Origin of the sequence: Krasilnikovia sp. MM14-A1259, from assembly GCF_047159535.1 — a bacterium.
Lineage (GTDB): Bacteria > Actinomycetota > Actinomycetes > Mycobacteriales > Micromonosporaceae > Actinoplanes.
This window is the reverse complement of the sequence record NZ_BAAGAJ010000002.1, coordinates 6237164-6251687: the sequence shown is the minus strand read 5'-3', so window position 1 is coordinate 6251687 and position 14524 is coordinate 6237164. Positions and strand designations below refer to the sequence as shown.

Here is a 14524-nt window from a genome sequence, read left to right as displayed (position 1 = left end):
GTCGCCGGGGTCCCCCTCGGTGGCCTCCGCCCCTGGTCAGGAGACCGCCCATGTCCGCTGCCGCCGAGCCGGGGCCCGCGAAGTCGCGGGGCGCCAAGTCGCGCAAGCCGCACGTCGCCAAGCGTCGTGCGCCGAAGCCGCGCCGCATGATCTTGACTGGCCTGCTGCGCAACCTCAGGGTGCGCCACAAGCTGTTCCTGAGCTTCGGGCTGCTCTGCCTGCTCGTCGTCGCGGTCGGTTTCATGGGCCTGTTCCAGCTGCGCAACGCCACCGCGCGGATGGAACAGATGTATTCCGCGCACCTGCAGGCCATCGAGCACCTGGGCGAGGTCCGGGCCGACATGCAGCAGGCGACGTCGCGGACCGGCGACCTGATCCTGCGTTCGCCGCTCGCCGACGTCAGCAACGTCCAGATGGCGATCCAGCGGCTCGACTCGGACATCGACGGCACCTGGAAGCTGTACGTCGTCAACAAGACCCCGGGCACCGAGAAGGACAAGGCCGCGTTCTCGTCCACGCTGCAGCAGTACCGCGACGTGCGGGACAAGCAGCTCGTGCCCGCGGCGCAGGCCAACAACTTCCAGCAGTACCTGACCGCCAAGAACAACTTCATCGACCCGCTGACCGCCAAGATCACGGTGTCGCTGGACAACCTGGCCAAGGTCGAGGACGCCGCGGCCCAGAAGCAGATGGCCGCCGCCCGCGACAGCGCCCAGCTGGCCCAGGTGGTCACGATCGTGCTCATCGTCGTCGCCGTACTGGTCACCATCGTGCTGGCGCTGACCCTGAGCCACGCCGTCGCCACCCCGCTCGGCCAGACCGTCACCGTGCTCGAAGGGCTCGCTGACGGGCGCCTCGACCAGCGACTCGGCTACACCGGACGGGACGAGTTCGGTGTGATGGGCCGGGCCGTGGACACCGCCCTGGAGCGGCTCACCGCCGCCCTGCGCGGCATCAACGAGAACGCGATCACGCTGGCCTCGTCCGCCGAGGAACTGACCGCCGTGGCCGGGCAGATGAACTCGTCGGCGGCGCACTCCGCCGACCGGGCGCACGCCGTGACGGCCGCCTCGGAGGAGATCACCGTCAACATCACCACGATCTCCGCGGGCGCCGAGGAGATCGGCAGCTCGATCCACGAGATCGCCCGCAGCACCTCCAGCGCGGCGGACGTGGCCACCGAGGCCGTACGGATCTCCACCGAGGCCGGGGCGATCCTGCAGCAGCTCGGCACGTCGTCCGCGGAGATCGTCTCCGTCATCAAGATCATCACGGGCATCGCGGAGCAGACGAACCTGCTCGCCCTCAACGCCACCATCGAAGCCGCCCGCGCCGGAGAGGCCGGCAAGGGCTTCGCCGTGGTGGCCGGGGAGGTCAAGGAACTCGCCCAGGAGACCGCCCGGGCCACCGAGGACATCCGCGCCCGGGTGGACGCCATCCAGAGCGACTCCTCCGCCGCGGTCAACGCGATCTCCGGCATCGGCAGCGTGATCGAGCAGATCAACGCAACCCAGTCCGCGATCGCCGCGGCGGTCGAGGAGCAGACCGCCACCACCAACGAGATGACGCGCAACGTCAGCGAGGTGGCCACCGGCTCCCACGAGATCTCCACCAACGTGGCCGCGGTCGCCCATGCGGCGGCCGAGACCACCAGCGCCGCGGCGAACACCGCCGCCGCGGCCGACGAGCTGGCGCGTGTGGCTCACGACCTGCAGCAGAGCTTGGCGCTGTTCCGGTACTGAGCCCCGGCTGGGGCTCCCCCCGGCCCGCCGACCCACGGCGGCCGTCATGCGGTTCCGACCCGCGTGGCGGCCGCCGTGCCGTACCCGGAAGTGTCGTACCCGGTCGATACGTTCCGGCCATGCCGTACGTGAGGTACACCCGGGACACGTTGGCGGCCGCCGTGGCGGCCTCGACATCCATGGCCGGCGTCCTGCGCCACCTGGGCATCCCGCCGAACGGCGGCGCCCATGCGCACGTGCGTCGGCGCATCGACCACTTCGGCATCGACAGGTCCCACTTCCTCGGGCAGGCCCACCGGCGTGGCCTGCCCAGTCCGTCACGGCGCCGTCCCGACGAGATCCTCGTGCTGCGCCCGGCGACAGCACGCAGGGCCGCGCCGTCGTCACTGACCGGGCGCTGCTCGCACAGGGACGCCCGCATCGCTGCGCGGGCTGCGGGATCGGCGACCGCTGGGCCGGGCGGCGGCTCACGCTGCACGTCGACCACGTGGACGGGCGCTTCTGGGACTGCCGGGCCGACAACCTGCGGTTTCTGTGCCCGAACTGCCACAGCCAGACCTCGACGTACGCCGGTCGCAACCGCCGCGGCGCCTACGCCCCACTGGTCCGCGTCGACGAACGCGGCGAGCCGGTACACGACCCGGCGCTGCCGCAGCGTCCGTCGGCGGACGCGGTCCTCGACCGCCTCGAACGGGCCGAGGTCACCGTGGCCGATGCGGCCCGGCTGCTCGCCTGTCACCGCAATCGCATCTATCGGCTGCGCCGACGACGGCTGGAGCGCGGATCGCTTGTCCCGGTCGTACCGCGTGGCCGACGTCAGGTGGTCGATCCCTCGATCGTCATCGCGTTCGCGCTGGCCCACCCGATGCTGGGTCCGCGGGCGCTGGCCGCGTGCCTGGCCGGCCGGCCAGCCGATCCGGTGGTGGTGTCACACGGGACGGTGTCGAACATCCTCACCGCGGTCGGTCTCAACACCCGTGCGGCCCGGGTTGCGGCGGCCTCGGTGCGATCCGAGCCGTAGCGGCACCGACTACACTGCTCACGACGATCGCCCCCGTGGCGACCGGCGGGAGTGGCGGAATAGGTAGACGCCCGGGTTTTAGGTACCCGTGCCTTAACAGGCGTGGGGGTTCGAGTCCCCCCTTCCGCACCATCACGCAGCGGCGCGCCCGTCAGCCGATTCCTTGTCAGCCGCATGACGGCGCGGCGGGCGCTGCCGCCAGCACCACCGGCGGGCCCTGCACGAGTCCGTCCGCGTTCCGGTCCGACCGGGGCGACACCGGCACGGACGACGCCGGCGTGGACGCCGAAGCCGAGGCCGACGGCGCGACGGGCGCCGACGACGCCCCCGGCTTCGACGTTGCCGGTTCGGCCTTCTTCGCCGGCGCGCCCGAGCCCTTGGCCGCAACGGCCTTGCCGGTGAACCGTACGGGGGTTGCCTGACGGCGCGTGGGCAGCAGCTTGACCCCGGTGGCGGTCGCGACGTGCCCGTAGCTGTCGGTCATCCGGATGGTGAACGGCCCGTTCCCGGTGTTCCTGTCGATGATCCAGTAGTTGTACGAGGCGTGCGTGGCGGTCATCCAGTCCCGGCCGGGTCCCTTGGCCTGGACGGAGACGATCGGGTTGGCGTGGTTGTCGATGAGGATCGCCCACCAGTACGGCGACGACCCTTCGGCGAACGTGATGCTCAGTGGCCCGGGGGCGGGCGCGTTCGGCACCGCGCGGTAGGTGATGGGCACGACGCCGGCGGACTCGTTCGCGATGCGCTTGAACGCGGTGCGGCTCAGGTCGAGGTGGCCGACCGCGCATTCCGGGCAGGAGTCGAACACTTTGACCTGGACGGTGCCCTTGGGGCCGGTGACGTCGAGGTAGCTGCCGCACGAGGTGGCGCCGGCGTACTGGGTGCGGCCGAGTGCGACGTACAGGTCGTCGGCGGGTGGGGCGAAGTTGCAGTTGCCGGTGCCGCCGGACAGGTCGTAGAAGGTCGCCTTGCCCTTCTGGGTGCTGGTGGCGGGCGGGGCGGCGCATGCGGCCCCGCCGTCGTGGAGCAGCAGCGCGACGCCGATGACGCCCGCGAGCAGGACGGCGCCGCCGGTGGCCAGCCAGCGGGGGGTCAACAGGCGATGAGCGGTCACGCTGAGGCATCCTGCGGTGCCGCCGGGCCACGGGCAACGGTTCTAAGAGAGAACTAAGGGAGCGGTCGGTGCAGGTCACCTGGATGAGTCGGCGCTCACCTCTGGTGTTTGAAAGATTTCATGCATACGCTGCGGGAGTGAATGACGGAGCTGTCAGGACGGCTGAGCGTGTGCTCGACCTGTTCCAGGGCGCGCGGCTGACGCCGACGCAGCGCCGCATCGCGCACAGCCTCGTCCAGCACGCCCCGTCGGCGGCGTACCTGTCAGCGGCCGAGGTGGCCGAGCTGGCCGGGGTGAGCCAGCCGTCCGTGACCCGCTTCGCGATGGCGCTGGGCTACAGCGGGTATCCGGCGCTGCGCCGGGAGCTGCGGGCGCTGGCCGGGCCTCGCCCCGCCGACGGCGGGCAGCAGCCCGGGGACAACCCCATGCAGCGGGCGGTCCGCGCGGAGGCTCAGCACCTGGGCCGGCTCGTCGAGCAATTGGACAATCTGGACGCGGTGCAGGAGGCAGCCAAGCTGCTGGTGGCCAGCCGGCCGCTGCCCGTGCTGGGGCTGCGGGCGGCGGCGCCGCTGGCGGCGTACTTCGGGTATTTCGCCGCGAAGGTCCACCCGGACGTGCGTGTACTGGACACCGGCGGCACCCACCTGCTGGACCGGCTCGACCAGGCCCGGGCGGCGGGCGGGGCGGCGCTGCTGGCGATCGTGCTGCCCCGATATCCCCGCGAGACCCTGGACACGCTGCGCGAGGCCCGGGCGGCGGGACTGACGGTCATCGCGGTCACCGACTCGGCGGTCAGCCCGGCCGCCGAGTGCGCGGACGTGGTGCTGCCCGCGGCGGTCGGCACCCACCTGGTCTTCGACCTGCACACCGGGCCGATGGCGATGGCAATGGTTCTGCTGCAGGCGATGTGCGACGCGGCGCCCGACGGCGTGCAGCACCGCCTGGAGCAGTTCGAGGCAACGGCCGCGCGGCGGCACATCTTCGAGGCATGAGAAGGACGGACGACATGATCGTGAGGGCGGCGCGCGGCACGCAGCGGCAGGCGTTGGGGTGGCCCCAGGAGGCCGCCAAACGGATGCTGATGAACAACCTGGACCCGGACGTGGCCGAACGCCCCGACGACCTGGTGGTGTACGGCGGCACCGGCAAGGCGGCCCGGGACTGGCCGTCGTTCCACGCGATCGTGCGGGAGCTGGACACGCTCGCCGACGACGAGACGCTGCTGGTGCAGTCGGGGCGGCCGGTCGGGGTGTTCCGCACCCACGAGTGGGCGCCGCGGGTGCTGCTGGCCAACTCCAACCTGGTCGGTGACTGGTCGACCTGGCCGGAGTTCCGCCGCCTGGAGAAGCTCGGCCTCACCATGTACGGCCAGATGACCGCCGGGTCGTGGATCTACATCGGCACCCAGGGCATCCTGCAGGGCACGTACGAGACGTTCGCGGCCGTGGCGGCCAAGCGGTACGGCGGCGACCTCGCGGGCACGCTGACGCTGACCGGCGGCTGCGGCGGCATGGGCGGCGCCCAGCCGCTGGCCGTCACGATGAACGGCGGGGTGTGCCTCATCGTCGACGTCGACGAGACCCGGCTGCGCCGCCGCGTCGACACCCGCTACCTGGACACGCTCGCCGCCGACCTGGACGACGCGATCGCGCAGGCCGAAGCCGCCAAGGCCGAGCGCCGGGCGGTCAGCATCGGGGTGGTCGGCAACGCCGCCGAGGTCTTCCCGGAGCTGCTGCGCCGCGGCGTGGCCATCGACATCGTCACCGACCAGACCAGCGCCCACGACCCGCTGTCGTACCTGCCGGTCGGGGTGGACGTGGCCGACTGGGCGGAGTACGCCCGCACCAAGCCGGAGGAGTTCACCGACCGGGCCCGGCTGAGCATGGCCCGGCACGTCGAGGCGATGGTCGGGTTCCTGGACGCGGGCGCCGAGGTGTTCGACTACGGCAACTCGATCCGGGGCGAGGCGCAGCTCGGCGGGTATGAGCGGGCGTTCGCGTTCCCCGGCTTCGTGCCCGCGTACATCCGGCCGCTGTTCTGCGAGGGCAAGGGCCCGTTCCGGTGGGCGGCGCTGTCCGGCGACCCGGCCGACATCGCGGCCACCGACCGGGCGATCCTCGACCTGTTCCCGGACAACGACCCCCTGGCCCGGTGGATCCGGATGGCCGGGGAACGCGTGGCGTTCCAAGGTTTGCCCGCGCGGATCTGCTGGCTGGGCTACGGCGAGCGGGACAAGGCCGGTGTCCGGTTCAACGACATGGTGGCGCGCGGGGAGGTGTCCGCCCCGATCGTCATCGGGCGTGACCACCTGGACTGCGGGTCGGTGGCGTCGCCGTACCGGGAGACCGAGGCGATGGCGGACGGCTCGGACGCCATCGCGGACTGGCCGCTGCTCAATGCGCTGGTCAACACCGCGTCCGGCGCGTCGTGGGTGTCCATCCACCACGGCGGCGGGGTCGGCATCGGCCGCTCGCTGCACGCCGGGCAGGTGTGCGTCGCCGACGGCACCGCGCTGGCCGGGCAGAAGATCGAGCGGGTGCTCACCAACGACCCCGGGATGGGCGTCATCCGGCACGTCGACGCGGGCTACGACCAGGCCACCGCGGTCGCCGACGCGACCGGCGTACACATCCCGATGCGGTCATGAGCGCGACGTTCGCCGCCCTGTGGGCCGAGATCGCGCCGATCGGCCGCACCGACGGCGGCGGCTATCTCCGGTACGCGTTCAGCGAGCCGGAACTGGCGCTGCGGGACTGGTTCCGGGCCCAGGCGGCCCGCCGGGAGCTCGCGGTCACCGACGACGGCAACGGGAACCTGTTCGCCTGGTGGGGCGCGCCGTGGGGGCCGGGCACGGTGCTGACCGGCTCACATTTCGACTCGGTGCCGCACGGCGGCGGGTACGACGGACCGCTCGGCATCGTCAGCGCGTTCCTGGCCGTGGACGAGATGCGGGCGCGGGGCGTGACGCCGGACCGGCCGCTGGCCGTGGCCGCGTTCGCCGAGGAGGAGGGTGGCCGGTTCGGCGTGCCCTGCCTGGGTTCCCGGCTGCTGACCGGGGCGATCACCCCGGAGAAGGCGGCCGCGTTGACGGACCGCGACGGGGTCACGTTCTCCGCGGCGCTGGGCGCCGTTCCGGCCGGGGCGCAGCCGGACCTGCTGGCCGGCGTCTCCGCGGTCGTGGAGCTGCACATCGAGCAGGGCAAGGCGCTGGTGGACGTGGACGCCCCGGTCGGGGTGGCGTCCGCGATCTGGCCGCACGGGCGGTGGCGGATGGACTTCACCGGCGACGGCGACCACGCGGGCACCACCCGGATGGCGGACCGGCACGACCCGATGCTGACGTTCGCGTACACCGTGCTGGCGGCCAACAAGGAGGCCCGCCTGTCCGGGGCGCATGCCACGGTCGGCCGGGTCGAGGCCGAACCGAACGCCACGAACGCGATCCCCTCACGGGTTCGGGGCTGGCTGGACGCCCGCGCCGCGGACAGCGCCACCCTGGACCGGCTCGTCGAGGCGGTCGTGAAACGGGCCGTGGAACGGGCCGGGCGCGACGGCACCCAGGTCAGCGTGGAGGCGGAGTCGGTGTCCCCGGAGGTGGCGTTCGATTCGACGCTGGCCGCCCGGCTCGCGAAGCTGCTGGGTGGGGTGCCGATCCTGCCGACCGGCGCGGGCCATGACGCGGGCGTGCTGTCCGGGCACGCTCCGACCGCGATGCTGTTCGTCCGCAACCCGACCGGGGTGTCGCACGCCCCCGCCGAACACGCCCCCGACGCCGACTGCGCCGCCGGCGTGACCGCACTCGCCACGGTGCTGGAGGAGCTGACGTGCCGCTGACCAGCCGATCCGAGTCTCCCCGACGGCCGTGGCGGCCGGCCGGGGCAGGCGGTGCGGCATGAGCGGGCCGACGTGGTACCACGCTGCGCGGGCCTGGGTCGGCGGGCAGGTGGCGACCGACGTACTCATCGAAGTCCACGAAGGACGGTTCGCGTCGGTGACCACGGGCGCCACAGCGCGTCCCGATGCCGCCACGCTGCCTGGGCTGGTGCTCCCGGGGCTGGCGAACGCGCACTCGCATGCGTTCCACCGGGCGCTGCGCGGGCGTACCCATGCCGGGCGGGGCAGCTTCTGGACGTGGCGCGAGCTCATGTACGACGTGGCCGGCACGCTCGACCCGGACACGTATTTCGCCCTGGCAAAGGCGGTCTACGCCGAGATGGCCCTGGCCGGGATCACCTGCGTGGGCGAGTTCCATTACCTGCACCACGCACCGGGCGGGACCCGATACGCGGAGCCGAACGCCATGGGTGAAGCGCTGATCGCCGCCGCCGCGGAAGCCGGCATCCGGATCACTCTGCTCGACGCGTTGTACCTCAGCTCCGCGGTGGACGGTGCTCCGCTGGAAGGGGTGCAACTGCGCTTCGGCGACGGCGACGTGGACGGCTGGGCCGAACGCGTCAGCGCACTGAGAGCGGACGGCCACGCCCGGATCGGCGCGGCCGTGCACAGCGTGCGCGCGGTGCCCGCGTCCGCACTGGCAACACTGCCGAAGCCGGCCGGGCCGCTGCATGTCCACCTGTCCGAGCAGCGCGCCGAGAACGAGCAGTGCCTGGCCGTGCACGGTTGCACCCCGACCGAACTGCTGCGCCGCCACGGCCTGCTGGGCACGAGCACGACCGCGGTGCATGCCACCCACCTGACCGACGGCGACATCGCCGCCCTGGCCGACGGCGACACGGGCGCCACCGGCGCCTGCTTCTGCCCCACCACGGAACGGGATCTGGCCGACGGGATCGGCCCGGCCCGGCGGCTCGCGGACGCGGGTGTGCCGCTCAGCCTGGGCAGCGACAGCCAGGCCGTGATCGACATGTTCGAGGAGGCACGCGGGCTGGAGATGGACGAGCGGCTCGCCACCGAGCAGCGCGGCCACTCCACCCCCGCCGAGCTGGTCGCCGCGGCGGCCAACCACACCGCGCTGGGCTGGACCGACGCCGGGGCGATCGCGGTCGGAAACCGCGCCGACCTGGTGGCGGTGTCGCTGGACACGGTCCGCACCGCGGGCGTCGACCCGACGGGCGCGGTGTTCGCGGCCACCGCGGCCGACGTCACCCACGTCGTCGTGGACGGCCGCCCGGTCGTGACCGGCGGCCGGCACACCGGCTTCGACGTGGCGGCGGCGCTGCGCAACGCGATCGCGGCGGTGCTCCCATGAGCAAGGGCCGCGAGCATTCGACCGGAAACGGCACCGCCGTGAGCCGGACCCTGCTGATCGACCGGATCGGTGAGCTGGTCACCAACGACCCGGCGGCCGGGGAAGGGCCACTGGGCATCGTCCGCGACGCCGCCGTGCTCGTCGACGGCGACCGGGTCGCCTGGGTGGGGCCCCGCTCGGCCGCACCCGCCGCCGACACCCGGCTGGACGCGGACGGCGCAGCCGTGCTGCCCGGGTTCGTCGACAGCCACGCGCATCTGATCTTCGCGGGCGACCGGGCCGCCGAGTTCGCGGCGCGGATGGCCGGGGAGCCGTACACGGGCGGCGGCATAGGTACCACGGTCGCCGCGACCCGCGCCGCCGGCGACGACGAGCTGCGCGCGTCCGCGCGGCGGCTGGTCGCGGAGGCGCTGCGGCAGGGCACCACCACGATCGAGATCAAGAGTGGGTACGGCCTGAGCGTCCCCGACGAGGCCCGCAGTCTGCGGATCGCCGCCGAACTCACCGACGAGACGACGTTCCTGGGCGCGCACGTGGTGCCCGCCGAGTACGCCGACCGCCCCGACGACTACGTGGACCTGGTCGCCGGCCCGATGCTGGCCGCGGCCGCGGGGCACGCCCGTTGGGTGGACGTGTTCTGCGAGCGGGGCGCGTTCGACGGCGACCAGGCGCGTGCCGTGCTCACCGCGGGTGCGAAGGCCGGGCTCGGTGTACGGGTGCACGCCAACCAGCTCACCGAAGGGCCGGGGGTGCGGCTGGCGGTCGAGCTGGGCGCGGCCAGCGCCGATCACTGCACCCATCTGAGCGATGCGGACGTGGACGCGCTCGCGGGCGGCGACACCGTGGCCACGCTGCTGCCGGGGGCGGAGTTCTCCACCCGTTCGCCGTACCCGGACGCGCGGCGGCTGCTCGACGCCGGGGCCACGGTCGCGCTGGCCACGGACTGCAATCCGGGCTCGTCGTACACGTCGTCGATGCCGCTGTGCATCGCGCTGGCCGTACGGGAAATGCGGATGACCCCGGCCGAGGCGCTGTGGGCGGCCACGGCCGGCGGCGCGCGGGCACTGCGCCGCGACGACGTCGGCGTGCTGCGGCCCGGCGCCCGCGCCGACCTGGTCGCCCTCGACGCCCCCTCCTACCTGCACCTGGCCTACCGGCCAGGCGTACCCCTCGTCAGAACCGTCCTGCATCACGGAGTCCACCCATGATTACCGTCATCGTCGAACCGACCGGCATCACCCCCGCCGACGTTCTCGCCGTGGCCCGGGGCCACGCCCGGGTCGAAATCGCCGCCGCGACCGTCGATGCGATGCGGACCAGCCGCGCCATCGTGGACGGCATCGAGGCCTCCGGCCGTCCCGTGTACGGCGTGTCCACCGGCTTCGGCGCGCTGGCCAACACCGCGATCGCCCCGGAGCGCCGGGCCGAGCTGCAGCACGCGCTGATCCGCTCGCATGCCGCGGGTATCGGCGCGCCGATGCCGCGTGAGGTGGTGCGGGCGATGATCCTGCTGCGGGTGCGGTCGCTGGCGCTGGGCCGCTCCGGGGTGCGGCCCGAGCTGGCGCACGGCCTGGTGGACCTGCTCAACCACGACATCACGCCGTGGGTGCCGGAGCACGGCTCGCTGGGTGCGTCCGGGGATCTGGCGCCGCTGGCGCACTGCGCGCTGGTGCTGCTCGGTGAGGGCTGGGTGCTCGGCAAGGACGGGATGCGGATCTCCGCCGCCGAGGCGCTGCACGCGGCCGGGCTGAGCCCGCTGGACCTGGCCGCCAAGGAGGGCCTGGCGCTGATCAACGGTACGGACGGCATGCTGGGCATGCTGCTGCTGGCGATCGACGACGCCGCTCACCTGTTCGCCATGGCGGACGTGACCGCGGCGCTGGCGATCGAGGCGATGCTCGGTTCGGAGCGGCCGTTCCTGCCGGAGCTGCACACGATCCGTCCGCACCCGGGGCAGGCCGCGTCCGCGGCGAACATCTACCGGCTGCTCCAGGACTCCGCGGTCATGGACTCGCACCGGGACGACCTGGCGCACGCGGTGCAGGACGCGTACTCGATGCGGTGTGCCCCGCAGGTGGCCGGCGCGGCCCGGGACACCCTGGAGTTCGTCACGACCGTGGCCGGGCGGGAACTGCTGTCCGTGGTGGACAACCCGGTGGTGCTGCCGGACGGCCGGGTCGAGTCGACGGGCAACTTCCACGGTGCCCCGCTGGGCTTCGCCGCGGACTTCCTGGCCATCGCAGCGGCCGAGGTCGGCGCGATCGCGGAACGCCGGGTGGACCGGCTGCTGGACGTGACCCGTTCCCGGGAGCTGCCGCCGTTCCTGTCCCCGGACGCGGGGGTGAACTCGGGTCTGATGATCGCGCAGTACACCGCGGCGGGGATCGTGGCGGAGAACCGGCGGCTGGCCGCACCGGCCTCGGTGGACTCGCTGCCCACCAGCGGCATGCAGGAGGACCACGTGTCGATGGGCTGGGCCGCGACGAAGAAGCTGCGTACCGTCCTGGACAACCTGACCAGTCTGCTCGCGGTCGAGCTGCTCAGCGCCGTACGCGGCCTGCAGTTGCGGGCTCCGCTGACGCCGTCCCCGGCGGGCCGGGCGGCGATCGCGACGGTCGGGGAGTTCGCGGGGGAGCCCGGCCCGGACGTGTTCCTCGCGCCGGTGCTGGAGCAGGCCCGCGCGGCGGTGTCCGGGCGGTCGCTGCGTGCCGAGATCGAGGAGAGCACCGGCCCGCTGCGCTGATGGCGCGCCCCGAGCTGCCCCGGATCAGCGGGGCAGCTCGCGGGCGATGACCTTGGCCAGTTCGCGGAACGCCTTGCCGCGGTGGCTGATCGCGTCCTTCTCGGCCGGGCTGAGCTCAGCGTTCGTCCGGTCCTGGCCGTCGCCGAGGAAGATCGGGTCGTACCCGAAACCGCCGTCGCCGCGGCGGGTCCGCAGGATTCGTCCGCGCTGGCGGCCCTCGACGAGGTGTTCGCGGCCGTTCGGCAGCACCAGGGCGGCGGCACACACGAACGCGCCGCCCCGGTGGGCGTCCGGCACGTCACCGATCTGCGCCAGCACCAGGTCCAGGTTGGCGGCGTCGTCGCCGTGCCGGCCGGACCAGCGGGCGCTGAACACCCCGGGCATGCCGCTGAGGGCGTCCACGGCCAGGCCGGAGTCGTCGGCGACCGTGGGCAGGCCGGTACGGGAGACGCCCTCGCGGGCCTTGATGAGCGCGTTCTCGCCGAACGTCAGCCCGGTCTCGGGCACCTCCGGGTAGTCCGGGACGTCGCCCAGCCCGACCAGTTCGACCTGATGCGTCCCGAGCGCCTGGTCGAGGATGCGCTGCAACTCGGTGAGCTTCTTCTTGTTACCGGTGGCCAGCAGCAGCCGGGTCACGAGGTGAGCGCCTTCTGCTGGGCGGCGGCCAGGTCGGCGCAGCCGCGTACGCCCAGGTCGAGCATGGCGTCGAGCTGGTCGCGGCGGAACACGCCCGCCTCGCCGGTGCCCTGGACCTCGACGAAGTCGCCGTCGCCGGTGCACACCACGTTCATGTCGACCTCGGCCGCGACGTCCTCGGCGTACATGAGGTCCAGCCGGGCCTCGCCCTCGACGATGCCGACGCTGACCGCCTGCACCGAGCGGTGCATGACCGCGGCCGGCTTGCCGGCCAGGGACTTGCGCTCGGCCAGCCAGGTCACCGCGTCGTGCAGCGCAACGTACGCGCCGGTGATCGCGGCCGTGCGGGTGCCGCCGTCGGCCTGCAACACGTCGCAGTCGAGCACGATGGAGTTCTCGCCGAGCGCCTTGAGGTCGATGCAGGCCCGCAGGCTGCGCCCGATCAGCCGGGAGATCTCGTGGGTCCGGCCGCCGATCTTGCCGCGGACGCTTTCCCGGTCGCCGCGGGTGTTCGTGGCGCGGGGCAGCATCGCGTACTCGGCGGTGACCCAGCCCAGGCCGGACCCCTTGCGCCAGCGGGGCACCCCCTCGGTGACGCTGGCGGTGCACAGGACGCGGGTGTTGCCGAACTCGACCAGCACGGAGCCCTCGGGGTGGATGCTCCACTGCCGGGTGAGGGTCACGGGTCGCAGGTGATCGGCCGCTCGGCCGTCGGGGCGTGCCATGCCGGTCACCTTATGCGTACCGGGCGCCGCGGGTGTCGTCCGCCCCGGCCAGTTCGGCGGCGTGCGCGGCCCAGGCCGGCCCGGCGGTGGGCGCGGCCCAGCCGGCTTCCGCGCCGTGCCCGGCCGGGGAGCGGGTCGCGGGCACGGCCGGGCGCAGCAGGGCGGGACGCGACGGGGCGGGCTCGGACAGCGGACGGGATGTGGCCGCGGCCGCCGCGGCGGGCACGGCGCCGTGTGCGCGCAGGAATCCGGCCACGGCGCGGGGCCAGCCGAACATCTCGGCGCGGGCCCGGGCGGCCGCCCGGCGCGCGAATTCCGGGCGTTGCAGGACCTGGCGTACGCCGTCCGCGAAGGCTTCCGCGGTGCCCGGCATGGCCAGCCCGGCGTCGCCGACCACCTCGGGCAGCGCGCTGGCCGCGTTGACCACGACGGGGGTGCCGCACGCCAGCGCTTCCAGTGCGGCCAGCCCGAACGTCTCCACCGGGCCGGGCGCCACCACCACGTCCGCGCTGGCCAGCAGCGCGGCGACCGCGGACCGCTCGGACAGGTGCCCGGCGAAGCGCACCGGGAGCCGGGCCGATCGGTACGCCAGCGCGGTGCGCCGAGCCCCGTCCCCGGCGACGACCAGCACCGCGGGGATCTTGTTCGCGCGCAGCGCGGCGATCGTGTCGACCGCCAGTTCGGGGCGCTTGTCCGCGGACAGGCGGCTGCAGTAGACGACCAGCAGCTCGTCGGGGCGGGCGTAGCGGGCCCGCACCGCGGGATCGGCGAGGCTCGGGTGGAACCCGGCGAGGTCGACGCCGAGCGGAACCTCGGCGAGGTTCGGCACGCCCAGGCGGCGAAACTCGGCGGCGGCGAACGCGGTCGTGCACACGATCTGGTCGTACGCCTGCGCGGTGCGCCGGTTGAGCCGGTCGGCCAGGGAGTCGCGGGCGGGCATCCCCCATACGCCGAGCAGCCCGGCCAGGCTCTCGTGGGAGACCATCATCGACCCGACGCCGCGCTGCCGGGCCCAGTGGCCGGTCCAGCGCAGGGTGCACCGGTCGGACACCTCGATGCGGTCGGGTGCCAGGTCGTCCAGCAGCCGGGTGAGTTCGCCACGGCCGGTCAGTACGCGGTACCCGCCGGTGCGCGGCAGCGGGGCGCCCGGCAGCGTGATCACCCGGCCCTGCTCGGTGACGGTGTCGGACGGCTCGTGGCCCGGCACGACGAGGACGGCCTCGTGGCCCGCCCGCTGGTAGCCCTCGCCGAGGTTGCGCAGCGCGGTACGCAGCCCACCCGACCGGGGCGTGACGAAGTTGGCGAGCCGGACGATGCGCATGCAGGGCACTCCC

General features: G+C 73.5%; 12 protein-coding genes and 1 tRNA gene. 9 read left to right on the top strand and 4 right to left on the bottom strand.

Going from position 1 to position 14524, the window contains the following annotated elements; translation table 11 throughout:
- Positions 1-50: 50 nt before the first annotated feature.
- From ACMCNK_RS28410 to ACMCNK_RS28400, 3 genes are all read left to right on the top strand, one after another.
- The gene (locus ACMCNK_RS28410; protein WP_412739404.1) at positions 51-1742 is read left to right on the top strand and encodes a methyl-accepting chemotaxis protein; all 1692 of its coding nucleotides are present in this window, start codon (positions 51-53) and stop codon (positions 1740-1742) included.
- A gap of 487 nt (positions 1743-2229) precedes the next feature.
- Positions 2230-2763, top strand: a complete 534-nt coding sequence (locus ACMCNK_RS28405) for a helix-turn-helix domain-containing protein (RefSeq protein ID WP_412739403.1) — start codon at positions 2230-2232, stop codon at positions 2761-2763.
- 45 nt (positions 2764-2808) lie between these two features.
- Positions 2809-2895 (top strand) — tRNA-Leu (locus ACMCNK_RS28400).
- 34 nt (positions 2896-2929) lie between these two features.
- Here ACMCNK_RS28400 and ACMCNK_RS28395 read toward each other — a convergent pair.
- Entirely contained in the window at positions 2930-3877 is a 948-nt protein-coding gene (locus ACMCNK_RS28395; protein WP_412739402.1) for an expansin EXLX1 family cellulose-binding protein, read from the bottom strand.
- Positions 3878-4014: 137 nt separating this feature from the next.
- Here ACMCNK_RS28395 and ACMCNK_RS28390 point away from each other — a divergent pair, with 137 nt between their 5' ends.
- The 6 genes from ACMCNK_RS28390 to hutH are packed head-to-tail and all read left to right on the top strand — an operon-like array spanning position 4015 to position 11829.
- Positions 4015-4869, top strand: a complete 855-nt coding sequence (locus tag ACMCNK_RS28390; RefSeq protein ID WP_412739401.1) for a MurR/RpiR family transcriptional regulator — start codon at positions 4015-4017, stop codon at positions 4867-4869.
- A 14-nt stretch (positions 4870-4883) separates the two neighbouring features.
- Complete coding sequence (gene hutU / locus ACMCNK_RS28385) at positions 4884-6524, top strand: urocanate hydratase (RefSeq protein ID WP_412739400.1); 1641 nt, start codon at positions 4884-4886, stop codon at positions 6522-6524.
- Positions 6521-7711: an allantoate amidohydrolase gene (locus ACMCNK_RS28380; RefSeq protein WP_412739399.1), complete on the top strand. Its 1191-nt coding sequence runs from the start codon at positions 6521-6523 to the stop codon at positions 7709-7711. Before hutU ends, ACMCNK_RS28380 begins: the two co-directional genes overlap by 4 nt.
- 58 nt (positions 7712-7769) lie before the next feature.
- Positions 7770-9086, top strand: coding sequence for a formimidoylglutamate deiminase (locus ACMCNK_RS28375; protein WP_412739398.1), 1317 nt, complete (start codon positions 7770-7772; stop codon positions 9084-9086).
- On the top strand, positions 9083-10294 hold the full coding sequence (hutI, locus tag ACMCNK_RS28370; protein ID WP_412739397.1) for an imidazolonepropionase: 1212 nt from the start codon (positions 9083-9085) through the stop codon (positions 10292-10294). Before ACMCNK_RS28375 ends, hutI begins: the two co-directional genes overlap by 4 nt.
- Positions 10291-11829: a histidine ammonia-lyase gene (hutH, locus tag ACMCNK_RS28365; protein ID WP_412739396.1), complete on the top strand. Its 1539-nt coding sequence runs from the start codon at positions 10291-10293 to the stop codon at positions 11827-11829. Before hutI ends, hutH begins: the two co-directional genes overlap by 4 nt.
- A gap of 24 nt (positions 11830-11853) precedes the next feature.
- Here hutH and rdgB read toward each other — a convergent pair whose 3' ends face one another.
- Genes rdgB through ACMCNK_RS28350 form a run of 3 tightly spaced genes read right to left on the bottom strand, consistent with a single transcriptional unit; the run spans position 11854 to position 14511 of the window.
- The gene (gene rdgB, locus ACMCNK_RS28360) at positions 11854-12465 is read right to left on the bottom strand and encodes an RdgB/HAM1 family non-canonical purine NTP pyrophosphatase (protein WP_412739395.1); all 612 of its coding nucleotides are present in this window, start codon (positions 12463-12465) and stop codon (positions 11854-11856) included.
- Positions 12462-13190, bottom strand: a complete 729-nt coding sequence (rph, locus tag ACMCNK_RS28355) for a ribonuclease PH (protein ID WP_412739394.1) — start codon at positions 13188-13190, stop codon at positions 12462-12464. Before rph ends, rdgB begins: the two co-directional genes overlap by 4 nt.
- 10 nt (positions 13191-13200) lie before the next feature.
- Positions 13201-14511, bottom strand: coding sequence for a glycosyltransferase (locus tag ACMCNK_RS28350; protein WP_412739393.1), 1311 nt, complete (start codon positions 14509-14511; stop codon positions 13201-13203).
- Between the last annotated feature and the right edge of the window lie 13 nt (positions 14512-14524).

Bases quoted from the DNA above. Each gene is read 5' to 3' on its own strand.
- ACMCNK_RS28350 (WP_412739393.1), bottom strand. From the start codon at position 14,511: ATGCGCATCGTCCGGCTCGCCAACTTCGTCACGCCCCGGTCGGGTGGG.
- rph (WP_412739394.1), bottom strand. From the start codon at position 13,190: ATGGCACGCCCCGACGGCCGAGCGGCCGATCACCTGCGACCCGTGACC.
- hutH (WP_412739396.1), top strand. From the start codon at position 10,291: ATGATTACCGTCATCGTCGAACCGACCGGCATCACCCCCGCCGACGTT.
- hutI (WP_412739397.1), top strand. From the start codon at position 9,083: ATGAGCAAGGGCCGCGAGCATTCGACCGGAAACGGCACCGCCGTGAGC.
- ACMCNK_RS28375 (WP_412739398.1), top strand. From the start codon at position 7,770: ATGAGCGGGCCGACGTGGTACCACGCTGCGCGGGCCTGGGTCGGCGGG.
- ACMCNK_RS28410 (WP_412739404.1), top strand. From the start codon at position 51: ATGTCCGCTGCCGCCGAGCCGGGGCCCGCGAAGTCGCGGGGCGCCAAG.
- ACMCNK_RS28380 (WP_412739399.1), top strand. From the start codon at position 6,521: ATGAGCGCGACGTTCGCCGCCCTGTGGGCCGAGATCGCGCCGATCGGC.
- hutU (WP_412739400.1), top strand. From the start codon at position 4,884: ATGATCGTGAGGGCGGCGCGCGGCACGCAGCGGCAGGCGTTGGGGTGG.